The following is an 18,099-nucleotide window of genomic DNA, read 5'->3' on the forward strand; positions in this document are numbered from 1 at the left end:
TAGGAACGCCGACGGGATGGCCCAACCCCTGACCTCCGTACCGGCGCCGCTTACAGGGGCGAGGGGAATAGGGGGTGGGGGCGGGTAGGGGTACCGCCGCTCGCGGCGGGGCTGTGACACTGCTCCGGTCAGTGTGCTGCCGAGCGGTGAGGGACGAGGACCGTGCCCGACGAAGCGACGCTGAAGGCCCTGGCCGTGGCGCACTGCGAGCGCATCAACGCCGGTGATGTGGAAGGGCTGTTGGCGCTGTACTCGCCCGCCGTTCGCTTCGAGGATCCGGTGGGTGCCGGTCCGCGCGTCGGGCATGGCGCGCTGCGTTCGCATATCGCGGGCGCGGTGGCGGCGGCGGTCCATGACGCGTACGGGGAGCCCGTGGCGGCGCCCGACGGGCGGCATGCCGCCGTTCCTGTCACCTCCACGATGAATTTCCTTCCGAACGGGCCGTTGATGGTGCGTTACGGAATGCTGGACACTCCGGAAGAACCACAGAACGCGCGCATGGAGTTCACCTGCATGTTGGTCGTCGAAGTCGGCCCGGGCGGGTTGATCGAGGAGATGCGCGCTTACTGGGGCCGGTCGGACGTTCGTTTTCTGGACTGATTCCAAGGAATTCGAGTCGGACCCGAGCATTTCAGGAGGGTGTGCGCGGTGGTGGACGAGGAGAAGCGCAAAGCGGTGGTTCTTGAGTATTGCCGGCTGCTGAACGCCGGAGATCTGGACGGTGTCCTCGCCCTCTTCTCTCCCGATGTGCGGTTCCAGGACCCGGTGGGCACTGAGGCGTTGGTGGGGCGGGCGGCAGTGCGCCGGCATCTGGGGGCGGCCGTCGCCGCGGGCATCCAGGAGACCCCGGGCACCCTCACGGCGGCTCTGGACGGGGCGAGCGTGACGCTGGAGGTCTCGGGGACGATGGCCGTGCCGGGCGCCGACGACGGCAGCCGGGTGGCCTTTCGGCTGGTCAGCCTGATGCGGGTGGATGGGGCGGGGTTGATCTCCGACGTCCGCGTGATCGCGGGCCGGTCCGACTTGGCGCCGGTCAGCGCAGCAGCGCCCACTCCTGCGCGGTGAGCGGCGGCTCGGTGAGCGCCGGCTGCGCAGGACCCGACCGCAGCGCGCCCAGCACCGCGGGTGACTGAAGGCTGGAGACGGGGGCCGCGAGCGTGGTCACGCCCGCCGACGCCGCGCTGACCACCGGGTCGGACAGCCCGACCGTACCGACGCGTTCGGAGAAGTCCTGGCGGCTGTGCAGCTCCTCGGAGAGCCGCGGGTCCTTCGCCTCGACCCGGCAGCCGGGGTAGAAGACGTCCTGCGAGGCCGCGAGGATCCAGGGGTCGTCGATGGCCGCGGCGATCCCGCGCATCGCGGTGCCCGCCAGGTCGGGCTTGCCCCGGTGGCGGCGGAGGGTGCGGTCGAGTACGGCGACCGCACGGGCGGCGGAGCTCATGCCGTGGCCGTAGACGGGGTTGAAGGCGGCGAAGGCGTCGCCGAGCACCACCAGGTTGTCCGGCCAGCGGTCCAGGCGGTCGTAGTGGATGCGCCGGTTGGCGGTGCTGCGGGAGCCTCGGACCGGGCCGAGCGGCTCGGCGGTGGCGAGCACCTCGCCCACCAGGGGGTGGCGCAGCCCTTCGGCGAAGGCGGTGAACCCGGCCTCGTCGGTGGCGGGTTCGGCGCCCCGGGTGCCGGAGAGAGTGACGATCCACCGGCCTTCCTCGATGGGCAGGATCAGCCCGCTGCGGCCCGGGACTCCGGCCCGGAAATCGGCGTACACACTGACCATGGGGAACCGGGCGGCGGCCCGTTCGGGGGCGCGGTAGATCCGGGTGGAGTAGGTGATCCCGGAGTCGACGACGTCCTCCTCCGGCTCGGGGATGCCCAGCGGGGCGACCCACTGGCGGAGCCGGGAGCCGCGTCCACTGGCGTCCACGACGATCTCGGCGTCCAGTTCGGTCACTTCGCCGCCGTCGAGGTCGCGGACGGCGATGCCGTCGAGGTGCCCACCACTGCCCCGCAGTTGATGGACCTCGGTCCGGGCGAGCACCGTGATGCCCTGGTCGGCGAGGACCTGGTCCCGGACGATCCAGTCCAGCAGCGGCCGGCCGACCGCGATGAGGAACTGCGTCTCGGGGAAGCGTCGTTGCCAGCCGTACGGGGACATGTTGACCAGGTCGGACTGGACCCCGATGCGACGGGCGCCCGCGGCGCGCAGGCGTTCGACGGTGCCCGGCAGCAGCGACTCCACGATCCGCGCGCCGCCCGACCACAGCAGATGGGCATGGCGGGCCTGGGGGACGCCCTTGCGCGGCTCGGGGCCGCCCGGGAGGTCGTCACGATCGATGACGGTGACCCGGTCGAGGTGTCTGCGCAGGGCCCGTGCCGTGAGCATGCCGGCGAGTCCGCCGCCGATCACGGCACCGTGGCTGGGCTTCGTCGACACTGGAGGTTCCCTTCCGCCGGCACCCGGACCAGGCCTCGAAATGTAGGGATCCAACACCCGGCCGACCAACCCCTAATCAACGGTGGACCGGCATGCCGGGGCGTCAACCCCTAAGCCGGACAACAGGGGTAGGCACTCCGCTCGGCAATATCCGGAATATGTCATGCCGGTATAGCGGGAGGTCGGAGGGGGGCGCCTTGGGAAAGTCACAGGGAGCGCTGTGGGAAGCCGTAAGTCGGCAAAGATTCGGCAAGAATTGTGCCCTTGATCTGTCGTAAGCTGTCGGCTCGGATCCGCCGTAACCGTCGACGTGTACGCGAGCACCCGCCGCTCCGGTTTCGACCGAGGCTCCACACGCGAGGACTACCTTCAGCCCATCGGAGAGCCACGACACGCCCCCTCTGACAGGAGGCGCCGGTCGTCACAGGGCGGCCGAAAACAAAGGCAAACGGCAATGCACTGGGAAAACGCCGATCTGTTCCATGACATCGCGTTCAAGGGAGACCGACGCGAGTGGCACTGATACAGCGGGAAGCACAGCTCGACCGGCTGCGCACGGCATTCCACAACTGCGGCGACCAGCACGGCGGGCAGGTCTGTCTGATCACCGGCGGGGTCGGCAGCGGCAAGACCGCGCTGCTGGAGGCCTTCGCCGACTATGTGACCCAGCGCTCGGCCCATCTGCTGCGCGCCGTCGGCTCACGGGCCGAGCGCAATCTCCAGTTCGCCGTCATGGACCAGCTCATCGACAGCTCCGGACTCGGGCGGGCGTCGATACGCCAGGTCGCCTCCGCCGTACGACATCTCGCCCGCACCGCGCCGCCCACGCCGCCCGGCGACGACCTCGCGGGGCTGACCACCCCGGAACCGGAGGGTCCCCCCTACCCGGGGCCCGCCACCGCCGAACAGCCGCTGCCGTCCACCGTGCACGGCAGACTCGCCGCCCTGCTCGATCTGGCCCGGCCCGCGCCCCTGGTGATCGCCATCGACGATGTGCACCATGCCGACCAGGCGTCCCTGCAGTGTCTGCTGTACGCGGTGCGCAGGCTGCGGCACAAGCGGATGATGGTGGTGCTCACCGAGTCCCCGGCGCTGCGCGCCCCGCATCCGCATTTCCGGGCCGAGCTGATGAGCCAGCCGTGCTTCTCCCGGATCGACCTCGCCCCGCTCACCGACGAGGCACTGGGCATGCTCGCGGAGACCCACCCGGTCCCCTCGGCACGTGCCCGTATCGCCCGCCGGGCGCCCGCGCTGACCGGCGGGAGCCCGCTGCTGATGCGCGCCCTGCTCGAGGACCCGACGGCAACCGGCACCGCGCCCGGAGGCGGCAGCGACGCACCGCTGGCCCAAGCCGTGCTCTGCTCGCTCTACCGGCACGAGCCCGAGGTGCGGGCCACCGCGCAGACCCTCGCCGTGCTGGGCCGTCCGACCCCGATGCCGGTGCTGGCCCGGCTACTCGCCCTGACCCCGGACCTGACCGCCCAGGCGCTCCAACTGCTGGGCCAGTCCGGGCTGGTGGACGGCGACCGGATCAGGCGTCCGCTGGTCGCCGCCGTCCTCGCGGACCTGCCCGCCGAGGAGCGGCGCCGGCTGCACCGGAGGGTGGCCGCGGTGCTGCACGAGTTCGGCGCCGAGCCGGAGGTGATCGCCCGTCATCTCATCGGCGCCGACTGGGCCGAGCCGGACTGGGCGCAGCCCGCGCTGCATCGGGCCGCCGCCCAGGCGCTGGACTCCGGCCGCCCCGACCTCGCCTGCGCCTGCTTACGGCTGACGCAGCGTCAGGCTCCGGGCGGCCAGGGGTGGACCTCGTCCGACAGCATGCTGCTGCGCTCCCGTTGGCAGCTCAACCCGCTGTCCGCCACCACGGACCTCGGGGCGCTTGCCGCGGCCGAGGGGCCCGACGGTTACCCGCCGGCCGCGCTCACGGGCGTACCCGCGCTGCTGTGGCAGGAACGCAGTGACACGGCCTGCGCGATCGTCACGGCCGTCGCCCGGCGGCCCGACCTCGACCCCAAGACCCGCGCCCGGCTCGCCGCGGCCCGCCTGCTGATCTCGCTCTGCCGCCCGGACCACTACCCACAGGCCCGCACCGAGGCCCGGAGCAGCACGGACTCCGGTACGGCCACCTCCGTCACCGGCCGCCATCTGGACGCGCTCGCACTGCTCGCCGACACCCTCGCCCCCGAGCGGGGTGGGCGGGACGCGGCGGCGGACGCCGAGTCGATGATCCAGCGCTATCTCGCCGACGACGGCGCGCTCGGCCTGCTGGCGGCCCTGCTGCTGGTGATGGTGTACGCGGGACGGCCGGGTCCGGTCCGCGAGTGGACGCGGCTGCTGCTGGCCCGGCCCTCGGTGGGGTACGCGCCGAGCTGGAAGGCGGTCCTGCACGCGATCCGGGCCGAGGCGGCGCTCCGGCTCGGCTGTCCGCAGGAGGCCGAGGAGCAGGGGCGGGCCGCGCTGACGGTGATCACGCCGCAGGCGTGGGGGGTCGCGGTGGCGGCTCCGCTCGGCACCCTGGTGGCCGCGGCCACCGAGGCGGGCCGGTTCGAGGACGCCGACCGCTGGCTCGCCCGGCCGGTCCCCGCGGAGTCCTTCCGTACGCCGCTCGGACTGCACTATCTGGCCGCGCGCGCCCGCTATCAACTCGCCATCGGCTGCCGCCGGGCCGCCGCCGACGATCTGCGCTGGGTCCGCCGGGAGATGGCGGCCTGGCGGATGGACTCCGCGGCCCTGGTGCCGTGGCGCCTGGACCTCGCCCGGGTGCACATCGCCCTCGGGCAGCAGCGGGAGGCCGTACGGCTGCTGGAGGAGCAGCTCGATCCCGCCCGGCCCGTGGACGAACGCACCCGGGGCTCAGCGCTGCGGCTGCTCGCCGGTCTTGTGCCGCCCGAGCAGGGCCGTCAGTTGCTGGTTCGGGCGGTGAAGCTGCTGGAGAACAGCGGGGACCGGCGCGAACTGGCCCGCGCGCTGTCCGACCGGGCACGGTCGCTGCGTCAACCCACCGGTCCGGCCCCGGTGGTGGCTCGCCGCGCCCATTCCCGGGCGCCTGCGGAGGAGTCGCTCTGCCCGGAGCGACCGCGGCGGCAGCGCCCGGAACGCGCCGAGCAGCTCGGTGCCTTGAGCGAGGCCGAGAGCAGGGTCGCCGCGCTCGCCGCGCAGGGGCACACCAACCGGCAGATCTCCAGCAAGCTGTTCATCACGGTGAGCACCGTGGAGCAGCATCTGACCCGGATCTACCGGAAGTTGGATGTGAAACAGCGCACCGATCTCGCCACCCGGCTGGCCGCCGTGGGCGCGCTCGGCAAGTAGGGCCCCCTTTACGGCGAGGTCGGCGCGGCGGCGGAGCGGAAGGCCCCGACGCTCTCCCGGATCGCCGCCGTCACCTCCGCCGGCCGGCCATTGAGGTAGAAGTGGCCGCCCGGGAAGGACCGGAGGCGGAAGGTCCCGCTCGTCAACTCCTCCCATGCCCGGGCGTCGTCCGCGCTCACCCGCGGGTCGCTCTCACCGGTCAGCACGGTGACGGGCGCGCTCAGCGGGGCGGCGCCGGGTGTCGTCCGGTAGGTCTCCACCGCCCGGTAGTCGGCGCGCAGCGCGGGCATCACCATGCGCAGCAGGTCCTCGTCGGCCAGCGCTCCCGGGTCGGTGCCGCTCAACTGACGGATCTCGGCGATGATCCCGTCGTCGTCCCGGAGGTGGACGGTCTCCTCGCGGTACCGGTGCGGAGCGCGCCGCCCGGAGGCGATGACGCCCAGCAGTTCGCCCCCGCCGGACTCCTCCAGCCGACGGGCGATCTCGTAGGCGAGGACGGCACCCATGCTGTGCCCGAAGAGCACCACGGGGCCCACCGGGACCGAGACAAGTGCCTTGTACACCTGGTCCGCGAGCTCCCGCAGTTCGGTGGGCACAGGCTCGCGGTACCGCTCCTGCCGGCCCGGATACTGCACGCACAGCACATCCAGCTCCGGCGCGAGCGCACGGGCCAACGGCACGAAGTAGGGCGCGGAACCACCGGCATGCGGCAGCGCGACGAGCTTCACGGCACCGGGCGAGCCGGGCTCGTACCGGCGGAACCAGGTGTCGTACGGACCGGATGCTGCCGACATGACGGGCGGTACCTCCGCGTTCGCTTCAGAGCGAGACAGTTGGCTCGACGACACGACAATTCGCACCCTACGAGCCGTACCAGGCACCGCAGAACCCCTTACGACCCCTAGAAACCACTGCGCCGCAGCGCATCCGTCAGCTCAGTCCTCCAGGGCGTCCATCACATCAGCGAGGTCGACGAACTTGAAGCCGGTGGCCGTACGGTCGTCGCTCTGCGGGGTCTCGTCGCCGTCCTGGACGACCAGCAGACCGTTGGGGTAGCGGCGGCCGAGCGGGGCGTTCAGGACCGCCGCTCCGTCGCACTCCTCGGAGCCGTCGAGGGTCGCGGAGGCGGCCGTGACCCGGAAGCCGCCCTCGTACTCGTTGTTCTCGTCGAGCTCGCGGTCGTACGCGGCGAAGGTGTTGTCGCCCTGGCTGGAGGCGAGGAGGTAGCCGTCGCCATCGGCCTCGGGGAGCAGGGTCAGGCCCTCGACATCGGCGGAGATACGGGTACCGCCGTAGCCGGGGTCGGCGCCCGGGGTGCACTCCTCGGTGGCCTCGTCGTAGGTGCCGGGGACGCCGAACTCACGGACCTTGTCGAGGAGCTTGGGCGTGCCGGTGAGGTCGGCGCGCAGGCGCCAGATGCCGACGTCCTCCTGGCCGGCGTAGAGCACGCCGTTGGCGGGGTCGACCACCATGCCCTCGATCTGGGGCAGTTCACCGGGCTCCAGGCAGGGGGTCCAGGACGTGCCGTCGGGGAGGCGGAAGGCCGAGGGCAGGTCGATGGTGCGGATCTTGCGGTAGCCGACGGTGCCGTTCCGGCCCGGGAGCAGTTCCAGGAGGGCGACACTGGTGGTCTCGCGTCGGCTGACCAGCGCGTACGAGCGGCTCGTCGCGCGGTCGGTCCAGGTGGCCAGGCCGTAGGCGGTGCGCTGGTCGTTGATCTCTTCCTGGTCGGCGTTGAAGACGGGCGCTGCGGCCGGGTCGGTGACGTCGGTGAGCGGGCCGTCGGCGCGGTCGCGGTCGATGCGGTAGAAGCGCAGCCGGTCGTTGCCGCGGTCGCTGGTGACGGCGAGGTCGGCGCGGCCGGTGGACAGCTTCAGGCCCTGCACCAGGTCGACGTTGTTGAAGCGGCCGGGGGCGTCCTCGGGCGTCGGTCCTGCCGGGGCGGGCACGGACTGGATCTCGCGCGCGTCGAGGTCGTAGACCCGAAGTCCGCCCTCCTTGGCCGTCGCGACGACCAGGCTGCGGCCCGGGTCTGCGGCGTTGCGCCAGATCGCCGGGTCGTCCGCGTCGGAGTTGCCGCCCGCCTCGTCGTCGTAGAGCGGCGCCGTCTCGGCCCGGGGGGTGAGCGCGGGCAGGTCGGACGACGCCTGCGCCTGTGCGGGCAGCGTCACGGCGAGTGCCACCAGCGTGGCCGTCATCAGGAAGACGTGCGATCGGCGGTTACGGAACTCGGGCACGGACGCGCTCCTTAGGCTCATGATCGGATGCGTGTCGCAGCTTTTCGGGCGCGTGTGAAGGGTGAGCGTCCGTCACTTGCCGGGAGATTTACGTGGCATGAACACTACACACTCGCGTCGCGACGGATAGTGACCGGAAAGTCCACGTGCCGGAAGGGGTTCGGCAGTCCGTGCTCGGCGGCCCGATCCGGATCGTCGACCCTGGCGAACGTACGGATCAGGCTCGCCTTCACGCCGAACACCGCGTCGGAGTCCAAGTAGGGCGAGTCGTCGGCGAACAGATGGGTCGTCAGGGTGCGGATGCCGGGCCCCGACACCTGGAAGTGGATATGGGCGGCGCGGTTGGCGTGGCGGCCGGTCGCCCGCAGGAGGGCGCCGACCGGGCCGTCGGTGGGGATCGGGTAGTGACGCGGTACGACGGTACGGAACCAGAACCGGCCGTCGGCATCGGCGGTGAACAGCCCGCGCAGATTGCCGCCCGGCACCTCGCCGGGCCGCTGCACGTCGTAGAACCCGTCCGCGTCCGCCTGCCACACATCCACCCGCGCCCCGGCCACCGGCGCCCCGGAGGTATCGGTGACGCGCCCGGTGACCAGACAGGGCTCGCCGCCCTCCCCGATGGCGTCCCCGAGTTCTCGCTCGGGCGAGTCGACCAGGTGGAAAGGGCCCTCCACGGTCGCCTCGGTGGACTCTCCGTCGGCCGGGTTGTTCAGCGACTCCACCAGCATCGACACCCCGAGCACATCGGAGAGCAGGATGAACTCCTGCCGTGTGGCATCGCACTTCCGGCCGGTCTCGGTGAGGAAGCGGATCCCCGCGGCCCACTCCTCGGCCGTCAGGCCCACGTCCTTGACGAAGGCGTGGGCATGCCGCACCAGGGAGGTGAGGATCTCGCGAAGCCGCTCGTCCTCGGCACCGGCGAAGGAGGCGGCGACGATCTCCGCGGACCGTTCGGCCGCGAAGAATCCGGACGGTTCGCGGGATTGCTCGGTCATCGGTCCGCCTCCTTCACCGCCGCGGTCAGTTCACGGCCGCGCCCGGCACCTCTTCGGTGACCCCGTTCAGCTCCGAGGTGGGATCGGAGCCGTAGGGGCGGGTGAGTGCTTCCATGCCGTGTCCGGACGGATCCCGGAAGTACACGCCCCGGCCGCCGTCGTTACGGTTGATCCGGCCCGGGTGCTTGCCGTGCGGATCGGCCTGGATGGGGACCCGCGCCGCGACGAGCCGGGCGAGGATCTGTTCGAACTCCTCCTCGGAGACGAGGAAGGCGTAATGCTGGGTCGGGACGTCGTGGCCGACGGTCGCGAAGTCCAGTGTGACGCCGTTGGCGGTCTCGACGGGCAGGAACGGCCCGGCGGGTTCGCCGACTTCGAGGCCGAGGATCCCGGCGAGGAAACGGGCCGACTCCTCGCGGTCCCGGCAGGCAATGACGGTGTGGTTGAACTCGACTGACAAGGTGAATGCCTCCACAGGCAAACTCCGCGGCACCTCCATGCCTCACCCGGCCGGTGACCGACACGCGATGCCGCAACGATCACCCTAGACAGACGGTCGCCGCCTGAGCGAGCGGTTTTGAGCCGTCCGGTGCGAGCTGTCCCTCCGGCGGCTCGGGGTGCGCGTGGTCCGACACCATAGGTAGGCCAAAAGACCCACCTACGAAGGTCCGGAGCCCGATGACCCGCGTTTCCTCCCGCCCCCGCACTCCCCGCCCACCCGTCCCCCAGACGGCACTCGGCGTCGGCGCGATCCTCCACGGCCCCCGGGGCCTGCTCCTGGGCCGCCACCGGTACGGCACCTGGGAGCTGCCGGGCGGCATGGTGGAAGCCGGGGAGTCGCTCCAGGAGACCGTGGTCCGCGAGCTCGCCGAGGAGACCGGCCTGACGGCCCGAGCGGCGGACGTACGACTTCTCGGCACCCTCCTCGACCGGGTCGACGGGGTCGTACGGGTCACCGTCGCCGCCCAGGTCACCGCCTGGCACGGCGAGCCCGCCGACCAGCCCGACGAGAAGGTCGGCGACTGGCGCTGGTATCCGCTGGACCGGCTGCCGCAGGAGCTGTTCGTGTGCAGCGCCCAGGCCCTCACCGCCTGGCGCCCCGGCCTGCCGATCGACCACACGCCGGCCCACTTCACTCCGTACGCGACGCCGTAGTGCAACCCTCTCGCAACCTCCGGTGTGGTGCCCTCGTCCGTCCGTGACCCGGATCCGGTTCCCCTGGGGATGGTTGGCATGTACGAGGAGATCCCGCGCGTCGAACTCACGCCCGCGGCCGCCGATCTGCTGCGGCGGCTGCACGCGGCGCACGGCCCGCTGATGTTCCACCAGTCCGGCGGCTGCTGCGACGGCAGCGCGCCCATGTGCTATCCGGAGGGCGAGTTCCGCACCGGCGGCTCGGACGTCCTGCTCGCGGAGCTGTATGTGGACGGCGTCGAGGAGCCGGTCGGCTTCTGGATGTCCCGCAGCCAGTACGAGGCCTGGAGCCACACCCGGCTGATCGTCGACGTGGTCGAGGGCCGGGGCAGCGGCTTCTCGCTGGAGGCGCCCGAGGGGGTGCGTTTCCTCATCCGTTCTCGCGTCGTCGGCGCATAGCCACCCCGTCGTCCGCCTCGATCTGATGCACTTCCCCTGAGTCCTGGGACAGTTGACGAGCCCTCAGGGGGGACTGTGACACGACGTCAGAAACGGTTCACGACAGGCAGAACAGCACTGACCTTTCTCACCGCACTCGGCGCGCTGGCCGGTACCGCCCTGGTGGGGGCGGCACCGGCCAGCGGCGTTCCCGGCGCCACCCGGCTCGCCCCGGGCGTCGTCTACGAGCAGTTCGACATCCAAGGCGCCCGCGGCACCGCGCACGGCCATCTGCTGCGCGTCGACCTGACCGACCCGCATGTCACGCTGGACCTGCTGTACCCGGGGAAGGTGTCCGCACGGGCACCCATCTCCCGCCTCGCCGACGCCCAGGGTGCCGTCGCCGGGGTGAACGGCGACTTCTTCAACATCACCGAGACCCAGCACCCGGGCGTCGAGGCGACCGGCGCGAGCGTCGGACCGGCCGTGGCCAGCGGCCGTACCCTCAAGGCGGCCGTCCCGAACGGCCAGCGCTTCGGGCCCGCGCTGCCGCCCGGCACCTCCACCGAGGACGTCATCGGCATGGGCGTGGACCGCAGGGCCCGGCTCGACGACATGGCGCTGGCCGGCTCGATCCGCACCGCCACCGGGAACTTCAAGCTCGGCGGCCTCAACCAGTACGCGCTGCCGGTGAACTCCATCGGCGCGTTCACCCCCGAGTGGGGTTTCGCCTCCCGGGTGCGCGCGACCTGCGGCACCGACACCGACCGGGCGGCGCCGTGCAGCGGCGACACCCATGAGGTGACAATCCGGGACGGCCGGGTGGTGTCGACCGCCGACAGCCCGGGCGGCGGTGTCATCGAAGCCGGGACCACGGTGCTGGTGGGCCGGGAGGCGGGGGCGCAGGAGCTGCGGAAGTTCGTCATCGGTCAGCCGGTGAAGGTACGGCACCGGCTGGTGGCGGCCGCCTCGCGGGTCGCGTACCGGTTCGCGGTCGGCGGGTACCCGGTGCTCTCCGGAGGGCAGCCGCTGCCCGGACTGGACAACAACACCTCCGCGGTGCGCAGCGCCGTGGGCATCGGGGGCGGCGGGAAGCAGGTGCTGCTGTTCTCGCTGGACGGCGGATCGGCGTACCGCGGTCTGACCATCGCCGAAATCGCCGACACCATGCGGAGGTTGGGTTCGGCCGACGCCTTCAGCCTGGACGGCGGCGGATCCTCGACCCTGGTCGCCCGGGCTCCGGGGGCCTCGGCGGTCACGGTCCGCAACCATCCCTCGGGCGGCGTGGAACGGCCCGTCCCGAACGGCATCGGGGTCTTCACGACCCCCTGACGTCGTACCGGGGCGGCCTCACGGTCTCAGACTGCTGACGATGTCGGCGGTGGCCGTGAGGCCGCTCTGGATGGTGGGCGCGATGCTCGTGCTGGCCATGTAGAAGCCGAGCAGCGCGCACACCAACGCGTGGGAGATCTTCAGCCCGCCGTTGCGCAGGAAGATCACCGCAAGGATCAGGAGCAGCAGCACCACAGAGATGGAAATCGCCATCGTCAACCTCCTCCGCCACGCCGTCACGTCCGGTTCACGGCGTTCGGCCGCAAGTGTGGCGTAGCGGAGGGTTCGTCCGGGCGGCTGACCTGTCCGCCGAACGTGTGGTGTCACATGCGGTCGTTCGCCTCCAGGAAGGCCTGCAGGCCCGCGAGGTCGTCGGTGTTGAGGTGGTCGACGTCGGCGGCGACGAGTTCGGTCCACAGCGCGTCGCGCTCCGGGCCGGGGAGATCCGGGGTGGCCCAGAAGCGCACCCGCTGCCCGCGGGAGTGCGCCGCCTGCATGATCGTCGTCAGCCTCTGCCGCTCGGCGTCGGGGAAGGCGCCGATGCCCCGCCAGGTGAAGTGGTTCGTCCAGTTGTCGCTGATCAGCGGGATGAACGAGGCGGGGGCCGCGCTGCCGAGGTCGGCGAGCCGGCCGTCGTAGAAGGCGCGGCGCACGCTCTGCGCCTCCATCGGCACGCGGGCGGCGCGGTCGCCGGAGATCACGGCGGTCACCGGTCCGGGCAGGACGCGGCCGTGGGCGTAGGTGGTGAACAGGTGCTTGTAGCGCTTGAGGTGCCGGTCGAGTTCGAGGTACGTCGAGGAGCCCTCGGTCTTGATGTCGATGAGGAGCTGGAGCGGCCTGCGGTAACCGCGGTACACGGAGCCGTGGTTGGCCTTGACGCGGGCGGCGAGCGGGTCGAGGTAGAGGGATTCCAGGGTGCGCGCCGGGTCGAGGTCCTCGGGGTCGTGGGCGACGAGCAGTTGGTCGCCGACGAGGAAGATGTCGGCCTCCAGGCTGCCGAACCGGTGGTCGAGGGCGTCGAGGAGGGGGCGCGGGTGCTCGTAGTCGTTGTGGGCGTGGGCGCGCCACAACGGGCGCGGACGGTGCTTGTTCTCGGTCGCGAACGCACTGCCGACGGGCGGGGCGAGGACGCCCGCGAGTGCGGCGCCGACCGTGGTGAGGGCTCTGCGACGAGTGATGAGCGCCATGTTCTGCCTCCCTGTGGGCCGATCTGAACCACAGGGAGTATGAAGCGGTCGGGCCCTCAAGGAACCTGTACATGCCAGGAGTTGGCCGGACTGCCTCTGCCCGTTCACTCCTTCCGCCCCGCCGCACGAAAAAGCCCGCCCCAGGCAGGGCGGGCTTTCCCCGGTGAACTTCGGTCTACGTCAGGGCGCCTGGAGGTCGACCAGTTCGGCCAGCGCCGCCCGGTGGGCGCCCGCCGTGCCGTACGCGATGGAGTCCGTCTTGGCCCGCTTCAGATACAGATGGACCGGGTGCTCCCAGGTCATCCCGATACCGCCGTGCAGTTGCAGCGCCTCCTCGGCGGCATGGACGGCAACCGGCGCCGCGTACGCCTGGGCGACGGCGACCGCGACGGCCGTGTCCTTGCCGGTGGCGAGGGCGTCCGCCGCATTGCGGGCGGCGGCACGCAGGTTGACGACCTCCAGCCACAGCTGGGCGAGCCGGTGCTTGAGCGCCTGGAAGCCGCCGACGGGCCGGTTGAACTGCTTGCGCTCCTTCAGGTACCGGACGGTCTCGGTCAACGTCCAGTCGGCGAGCCCGAGTTGCTCGGAGGCGAGCAGCCCGGCACCGGCGCGCAGGGCCCGGCGCACGGCGGGTTCGGCGTCACCGAGGAGACGGCCGGAGGCGCCGTTCAGGGTCACGGTCGCGACGGGCCGGGTCAGGTCCAGGGACACCTGCGGGGTGACGGTCACGGCGTCGGCGTCCACGGCGTACAGCCCACCGTCGTCCGCGGGCACGAGCAGCACATCGGCGACGGCGGCGTCCGCGATGCCGGTCAACTCCCCGTGCAGAGCGCCGTCTTCATGTCGTACGACCTTGTAGGCGCCGCCTGTCGCGACGTTCAGGGCGACGGCGAGGGCGCCGATGCGCCGGCCGGAGGCGAGGTCGGCCAGGAGGTCGAAGGCGTCGCAGGCCAGCAGCGCCTCGGTGGCGACGACGGCGCTGGTGAGGTAGGGCACGGGGGCGACGGCGCGCCCCAACTCCTCCAGGACCACGGCTGCTTCACGGTGCGTGGCGCCCTGGCCGCCGTGTTCCTCGGGCACCAGGAGACCTGCGAGGCCCATGCCGTCGGCGAGCGCCTTCCAGGCCTCGAGGTCGTGCGGGGTGTCGGACTCGGTGCGCGCGATGACGCCGGGCGCGTCGCAGTGGTCGGCGAGCAGGTCCCGGACGGCGGCGCGGAGGGCCTCTTCCTCCTCCGAGTAGAGAAGATCGGTCATCGGGCGAGGTCCTTCCAGGCGACGTCCTTGTCGGTGCGCGGCTCGCTGGGCAGGCCCAGGACGCGCTCGGCGACGATGTTCAGCAGGACCTCGCTGGTCCCGCCCTCGATGCTGTTGCCCTTGGAGCGGAGGTAGCGGTAGCCGGCGTCACGGCCGGTGAAGTCCACCAGCTCGGGGCGGCGCATGGTCCAGTCCTCGTACAACAGGCCCTCCTCGCCGAGGAGTTCGACCTCCAGGCCGCTGATCTCCTGGTTGAGGCGGGCGAAGCCGAGCTTCATACCTGCGCCCTCGGGTCCGGGCTGGCCGTGGACGAGCTGCTGGCGCAGGCGTTCGCCGGTAAGGCGGGCGACCTCGGCGTCGACCCACAACTTCAGCAGGCGCTGGTGGAGTTCATGGGTGCGCAGCTCGGGCCGCTCGCGCCAGGTCTTCGAGACCGGGCCGATCATGCCGCCCTCGCGGGGCAGCCGCATACCGCCGATGGCGACGCGCTCATTGTTCAGCGTGGTCTGCGCGACCCGCCAGCCGTCGCCGACCGCGCCGAGGCGGCGGGAGTCGGGGATGCGGACGTCGGTGAGGAAGACCTCGTTGAACTCGGCTTCGCCGGTGATCTGGCGCAGCGGCCGTACCTCGACGCCCGGGTCGGTCATGTCGCAGAGGAAGTAGGTGATGCCCGCGTGCTTGGGCACGTCCGGGTCGGTGCGGGCGATGAGGATGGCCCAGCGGGCGAGATGGGCGCTGGAGGTCCACACCTTCTGCCCGTTGACGACCCAGTCGTCGCCTTCCCGTACGGCCCGGGTGCCGAGCGCGGCCAGGTCGGATCCGGCGCCGGGCTCGCTGAAGAGCTGGCACCAGACCTCCTCGCCGGTCCACAGCGGCCGGAGGTAGCGCTGCGTCTGCTCCTCGGTGCCGTACTTGAGGATCGTCGGTGCGGCCATGCCGAGGCCGATGCCGATCCGGCGGGGGTCGTTGTCGGGGGCGCCGGCCGCCTCCAGCTCGGCGTCCACGACGGCCTGGAGGGAGCGCGGGGCGCCCAGGCCGCCGAGGCCCTCCGGGTAGTGCACCCAGGCGAGTCCCGCGTCGAAGCGGGCCCTGAGGAAGTCCAGGCGGTCGGTGGTGGCCGGCGGATGTGCGGCCAGGAAGTCCTGGGTCAGACGGCGGACGTCGGTCATGCTGCTCCCTCCATCACCACGGCGACCCGGCCGGTGGTGACACCGTCGCCGACGCGCTGCACGGCGGCCGCGGCCTCGCCGAGGGGCACGCGCTGGCTCACCAGTGGCTTGATCGCACCCCGGGCGGCCAGTTCGGTGAGCTGCTCGTGGCAGTGCTGGACCAGCTTGGGGTTCTTGGTGTTGTACAGGCCCCAGTGCAGGCCGAGGATCGAGTAGTTCTTCACCAGCGCGTGGTTGAGCCCCGGGCTGGGGATCGTGCCGCTGGCGAAGCCCACGACCACGATCCGGCCCTCGAAGGCGACGACCTTGGTTGACTGGGTGTACGCCTCGCCGCCGACGGGGTCGTAGATCACATCGGCGCCCCGGCCGCCGGTGGCCTCCTTCACGGCGGCGATGACGTCCTCGGCGCGTCGGTCGATGACGACATCGCAGCCCAAGTCCCTTGCCACGGCGGCCTTGTCGGCACCGCCCACGACACCGATGACCGTCGCTCCGGTCGCCTTCCCTAGTTGCACGGCCGCGCTGCCGACCCCGCCCGCGGCGGCGTGCACGAGCAGCGTCTCCCCGGCTTCGAGCCCGGCCCGGCGGTGCAGACCGAACCAGCCGGTCTGGTAGCCGATGTGCAGGGCGGCCGCCTCGGCGTCGTCCAGCGAGTCGGGCGCGGGCAGCAGGGCGGCGGCGTCCGCGACGGTGTACTCGGCGAAGCCGCCGTGCGGCAGCGCGGGGTTGGCGAGGACGCGGCGGCCGTCCTCGGTCTCGCCGCAGATCTCCACGCCCGGGGTGAACGGCAGCGGCGGCCGGACCTGGTAGTGGCCGCGGCACATCAGCACGTCCGGGAAGTTGATGTTGGCGGCGCGCACCTTCAGCAGGACCTGGCCGGCACCGGGCGTGGGCCGCTCGACGTCCGCCAGCCGCATCACCTCGCTCGGCTCGCCGTTCTCGTGCACTTGCCATGCCTGCATGCGGAGCCTCCACGGGACTGCGTCGTCTGACCGGGGTCGGTTCGCATACTAAGCGGTCGCTTGCCGATCAGGGAACAGTCGCGTGGGTCACGCCTGCCGGGGCTTCGCGCGTACGTGCATCCGCTCCCCCTGCGGCCCGAACAGACTCAGGAACTCCGCGGGCCCCTCCCCCGTCGAGCCGAACCAGTGCGGCACCCGGGTGTCGAACTCGGCCGCCTCCCCGGCGGCCATCACCACATCGTGCTCGCCCAGCACGACCCGCAGCCGCCCGGACAACACGTACAACCACTCATAGCCCTCATGGGTGCGCGGTTCGGGCTGCTCCTCGCGCTGCGGCACCAGCACCTTGAAGGCCTGGAGACCGCCGGGCTGCCGGGTGAGCGGCCAGTAGGTACGCCCGTGTTGTACGAGCGGCTTGCTCCGTACCCGCGGGTCCCCCACCGGCGGTGTCCCGACCAGTTCGTCCAACGGCACCTGATGGGCCTGCGCGATCGGCAGCAGCAGCTCCAGGCTGGGCTTGCGCAGCCCGGACTCCAGCCGGGAGAGCGTGCTCACCGAGATCCCGGTGGCCTCGGACAGCGCTGCAAGGGTCACCTCCCGCTCCTTGCGCATCTGCTTCAGCCGCGGGCCCACGCCTGCCAGGACTTCTTCGGTACTCATACTCGTATTGCAGTTTCGGCAAAGTTGTTTGTCAATCCCGCGGCTGCGGAGCAACCGTGTCGGTATGACCGAGACATACGAAGTGATCGTGATCGGCGGCGGCGCGGCGGGCCTGTCCGCGGCTCTGGTTCTGGGCCGTGCCCGGCGTCGCACCCTGGTCGTCGACGCGGGTGAGCCGCGCAATGCGCCCTCCGCCCATATGCAGGGCTATCTGTCGCGGGACGGCATGTCGCCCGCCGAGTTCCTGGCGATCGGGCGCGAGGAGATCGCCCGGTACGGCGTGGAGCTGGTCCGGGACCGGGCGGTGGATGTCACCGAGGGCTTCACGGTGACTCTGGAGAGCGGCCGCACCGTGCAGGCCCGCCGCCTGGTCGTCGCCACCGGCCTCAAGGACGAGCTGCCGCAGGTGCCGGGGCTCGCCGAGCGTTTCGGACGGGATGCGCTGCACTGCCCGTACTGCCATGGCTGGGAGGTCCGCGACCAGGCCTTCGGGGTGCTCGCGACGAGCCCGCTGAGTGTCCACCAGGCGCTCATGGTCTCCCAGTGGTCCAAGGACGTGACGCTCTTCCTGCACGAGGTCGACGAGAGCGAGCTGTCGGACGACGACGTGCGCCGGCTGGCCGCGGCGGGGGTGAAGGTGGTCCCCGGCGCGGTCGCCGAGGTGCTGGTGGAGGACGACCGGCTCACGGGCGTACGCCTGGCGGACGGCTCTTCGCACGCGCGTGAGGTGCTGTTCGTGGCGCCCTGGGCCGTTCCGCAGACGGACCTGCTTGAGCGGCTGGGTGCTGACCTGAACGAGACGCCGTTCGGTGCGTATCCGGTGGTCGATCCGACTGGTCTGACGAGCGTGCCCGGCGTGTGGGCGGCGGGCAATGCGATGGGGTTCGGGGAGCAGGTCGTGAATGCGGCGGCCGGTGGATACCGGGCCGGGGCCACGATCAATGGGGAGCTGCTCATGTCCGACCTTGATGCGGCCGTCCGGGTGTAGACC

17 protein-coding genes and 1 pseudogene are annotated in these 18,099 nt (G+C 71.7%); 7 read left to right on the forward strand and 11 right to left on the reverse strand.

Features of this window, described 5'->3' with window-relative positions; translation table 11 throughout:
- The first annotated feature begins 162 nt into the window (after nucleotides 1–162).
- Both OHT76_RS06215 and OHT76_RS06220 read left to right on the forward strand, forming a co-directional pair.
- Nucleotides 163–600, forward strand: a complete 438-nt coding sequence (locus OHT76_RS06215) for a nuclear transport factor 2 family protein (protein ID WP_328869738.1) — start codon at nucleotides 163–165, stop codon at nucleotides 598–600.
- Nucleotides 601–648: 48 nt separating this feature from the next.
- Nucleotides 649–1,065: a nuclear transport factor 2 family protein gene (locus tag OHT76_RS06220; RefSeq protein ID WP_328869739.1), complete on the forward strand. Its 417-nt coding sequence runs from the start codon at nucleotides 649–651 to the stop codon at nucleotides 1,063–1,065.
- Here OHT76_RS06220 and OHT76_RS06225 read toward each other — a convergent pair.
- Nucleotides 1,034–2,431, reverse strand: coding sequence for an FAD-dependent oxidoreductase (locus tag OHT76_RS06225; protein ID WP_328869740.1), 1,398 nt, complete (start codon nucleotides 2,429–2,431; stop codon nucleotides 1,034–1,036). The genes OHT76_RS06220 and OHT76_RS06225 overlap by 32 nt on opposite strands.
- Nucleotides 2,432–2,944: 513 nt before the next feature.
- On the opposite strand from OHT76_RS06225, the gene OHT76_RS06230 reads away from it, so the two are divergent.
- Complete coding sequence (locus OHT76_RS06230) at nucleotides 2,945–5,740, forward strand: helix-turn-helix transcriptional regulator (protein ID WP_328869741.1); 2,796 nt, start codon at nucleotides 2,945–2,947, stop codon at nucleotides 5,738–5,740.
- Nucleotides 5,741–5,748: 8 nt separating this feature from the next.
- Here the strand turns inward: OHT76_RS06230 and OHT76_RS06235 are convergent, their stop codons facing one another.
- The 4 genes from OHT76_RS06235 to OHT76_RS06250 form a co-directional block, all read right to left on the reverse strand.
- A complete protein-coding gene (locus OHT76_RS06235) occupies nucleotides 5,749–6,534 on the reverse strand; it encodes a thioesterase II family protein (protein ID WP_328869742.1) in 786 nt (261 codons plus the stop codon).
- Between the two features lie 141 nt (nucleotides 6,535–6,675).
- The gene (locus OHT76_RS06240) at nucleotides 6,676–7,938 is read right to left on the reverse strand and encodes a phytase (RefSeq protein WP_328876463.1); all 1,263 of its coding nucleotides are present in this window, start codon (nucleotides 7,936–7,938) and stop codon (nucleotides 6,676–6,678) included.
- Nucleotides 7,939–8,081: 143 nt separating this feature from the next.
- Nucleotides 8,082–8,972 (reverse strand): dioxygenase family protein, encoded by an 891-nt coding sequence (locus tag OHT76_RS06245; RefSeq protein ID WP_328869743.1) that lies wholly within the window; start codon nucleotides 8,970–8,972, stop codon nucleotides 8,082–8,084.
- A gap of 25 nt (nucleotides 8,973–8,997) precedes the next feature.
- The gene (locus OHT76_RS06250; protein WP_328869744.1) at nucleotides 8,998–9,432 is read right to left on the reverse strand and encodes a VOC family protein; all 435 of its coding nucleotides are present in this window, start codon (nucleotides 9,430–9,432) and stop codon (nucleotides 8,998–9,000) included.
- Nucleotides 9,433–9,656: 224 nt separating this feature from the next.
- Between OHT76_RS06250 and OHT76_RS06255 the strand changes: the two are divergent.
- From OHT76_RS06255 to OHT76_RS06265, 3 genes and pseudogenes are all read left to right on the forward strand, one after another.
- Nucleotides 9,657–10,127 (forward strand): annotated as a pseudogene (locus OHT76_RS06255) (nucleotide triphosphate diphosphatase NUDT15); the annotation flags it as partial.
- 78 nt (nucleotides 10,128–10,205) lie between these two features.
- The gene (locus OHT76_RS06260) at nucleotides 10,206–10,565 is read left to right on the forward strand and encodes a DUF779 domain-containing protein (protein WP_328869745.1); all 360 of its coding nucleotides are present in this window, start codon (nucleotides 10,206–10,208) and stop codon (nucleotides 10,563–10,565) included.
- Nucleotides 10,566–10,640: 75 nt separating this feature from the next.
- The gene (locus tag OHT76_RS06265; RefSeq protein WP_328869746.1) at nucleotides 10,641–11,876 is read left to right on the forward strand and encodes a phosphodiester glycosidase family protein; all 1,236 of its coding nucleotides are present in this window, start codon (nucleotides 10,641–10,643) and stop codon (nucleotides 11,874–11,876) included.
- 18 nt (nucleotides 11,877–11,894) lie between these two features.
- Here OHT76_RS06265 and OHT76_RS06270 read toward each other — a convergent pair whose 3' ends face one another.
- The 6 genes from OHT76_RS06270 to OHT76_RS06295 all read right to left on the reverse strand — a co-directional run bounded on the left by OHT76_RS06270 (nucleotide 11,895) and on the right by OHT76_RS06295 (nucleotide 17,108).
- Nucleotides 11,895–12,089 (reverse strand): hypothetical protein, encoded by a 195-nt coding sequence (locus OHT76_RS06270; protein ID WP_328869747.1) that lies wholly within the window; start codon nucleotides 12,087–12,089, stop codon nucleotides 11,895–11,897.
- 110 nt (nucleotides 12,090–12,199) lie between these two features.
- Entirely contained in the window at nucleotides 12,200–13,063 is an 864-nt protein-coding gene (locus tag OHT76_RS06275) for a phosphatidylinositol-specific phospholipase C/glycerophosphodiester phosphodiesterase family protein (RefSeq protein WP_328869748.1), read from the reverse strand.
- Between the two features lie 180 nt (nucleotides 13,064–13,243).
- A complete protein-coding gene (locus OHT76_RS06280; protein ID WP_328869749.1) occupies nucleotides 13,244–14,317 on the reverse strand; it encodes an acyl-CoA dehydrogenase family protein in 1,074 nt (357 codons plus the stop codon).
- On the reverse strand, nucleotides 14,314–15,486 hold the full coding sequence (locus OHT76_RS06285) for an acyl-CoA dehydrogenase family protein (RefSeq protein ID WP_328869750.1): 1,173 nt from the start codon (nucleotides 15,484–15,486) through the stop codon (nucleotides 14,314–14,316). Before OHT76_RS06285 ends, OHT76_RS06280 begins: the two co-directional genes overlap by 4 nt.
- Entirely contained in the window at nucleotides 15,483–16,448 is a 966-nt protein-coding gene (locus OHT76_RS06290) for an NADPH:quinone oxidoreductase family protein (RefSeq protein WP_328869751.1), read from the reverse strand. The genes OHT76_RS06285 and OHT76_RS06290 overlap by 4 nt, the downstream gene beginning before the upstream one ends.
- An 87-nt stretch (nucleotides 16,449–16,535) precedes the next feature.
- Nucleotides 16,536–17,108 carry a helix-turn-helix domain-containing protein gene (locus tag OHT76_RS06295; protein ID WP_328869752.1) on the reverse strand — a complete coding sequence of 191 codons (573 nt, stop codon included), beginning with the start codon at nucleotides 17,106–17,108 and terminating at the stop codon, nucleotides 16,536–16,538.
- 64 nt (nucleotides 17,109–17,172) lie between these two features.
- Here OHT76_RS06295 and OHT76_RS06300 point away from each other — a divergent pair, with 64 nt between their 5' ends.
- Nucleotides 17,173–18,096 carry an NAD(P)/FAD-dependent oxidoreductase gene (locus OHT76_RS06300; RefSeq protein ID WP_328869753.1) on the forward strand — a complete coding sequence of 308 codons (924 nt, stop codon included), beginning with the start codon at nucleotides 17,173–17,175 and terminating at the stop codon, nucleotides 18,094–18,096.
- The last annotated feature ends 3 nt before the right edge of the window (nucleotides 18,097–18,099 follow it).

The organism is Streptomyces sp. NBC_00287 (assembly GCF_036173105.1).
In the GTDB taxonomy this organism is placed as follows: Bacteria; Actinomycetota; Actinomycetes; order Streptomycetales; family Streptomycetaceae; genus Streptomyces.

Bases quoted from the DNA above. Each gene is read 5' to 3' on its own strand.
- OHT76_RS06235 (WP_328869742.1), bottom strand. From the start codon at position 6,534: ATGTCGGCAGCATCCGGTCCGTACGACACCTGGTTCCGCCGGTACGAG.
- OHT76_RS06240 (WP_328876463.1), bottom strand. From the start codon at position 7,938: ATGACGGCCACGCTGGTGGCACTCGCCGTGACGCTGCCCGCACAGGCG.
- OHT76_RS06245 (WP_328869743.1), bottom strand. From the start codon at position 8,972: ATGACCGAGCAATCCCGCGAACCGTCCGGATTCTTCGCGGCCGAACGG.
- OHT76_RS06260 (WP_328869745.1), top strand. From the start codon at position 10,206: ATGTACGAGGAGATCCCGCGCGTCGAACTCACGCCCGCGGCCGCCGAT.
- OHT76_RS06270 (WP_328869747.1), bottom strand. From the start codon at position 12,089: ATGGCGATTTCCATCTCTGTGGTGCTGCTGCTCCTGATCCTTGCGGTG.
- OHT76_RS06275 (WP_328869748.1), bottom strand. From the start codon at position 13,063: ATGGCGCTCATCACTCGTCGCAGAGCCCTCACCACGGTCGGCGCCGCA.
- OHT76_RS06280 (WP_328869749.1), bottom strand. From the start codon at position 14,317: ATGACCGATCTTCTCTACTCGGAGGAGGAAGAGGCCCTCCGCGCCGCC.
- OHT76_RS06285 (WP_328869750.1), bottom strand. From the start codon at position 15,486: ATGACCGACGTCCGCCGTCTGACCCAGGACTTCCTGGCCGCACATCCG.
- OHT76_RS06290 (WP_328869751.1), bottom strand. From the start codon at position 16,448: ATGCAGGCATGGCAAGTGCACGAGAACGGCGAGCCGAGCGAGGTGATG.
- OHT76_RS06295 (WP_328869752.1), bottom strand. From the start codon at position 17,108: ATGAGTACCGAAGAAGTCCTGGCAGGCGTGGGCCCGCGGCTGAAGCAG.
- OHT76_RS06300 (WP_328869753.1), top strand. From the start codon at position 17,173: ATGACCGAGACATACGAAGTGATCGTGATCGGCGGCGGCGCGGCGGGC.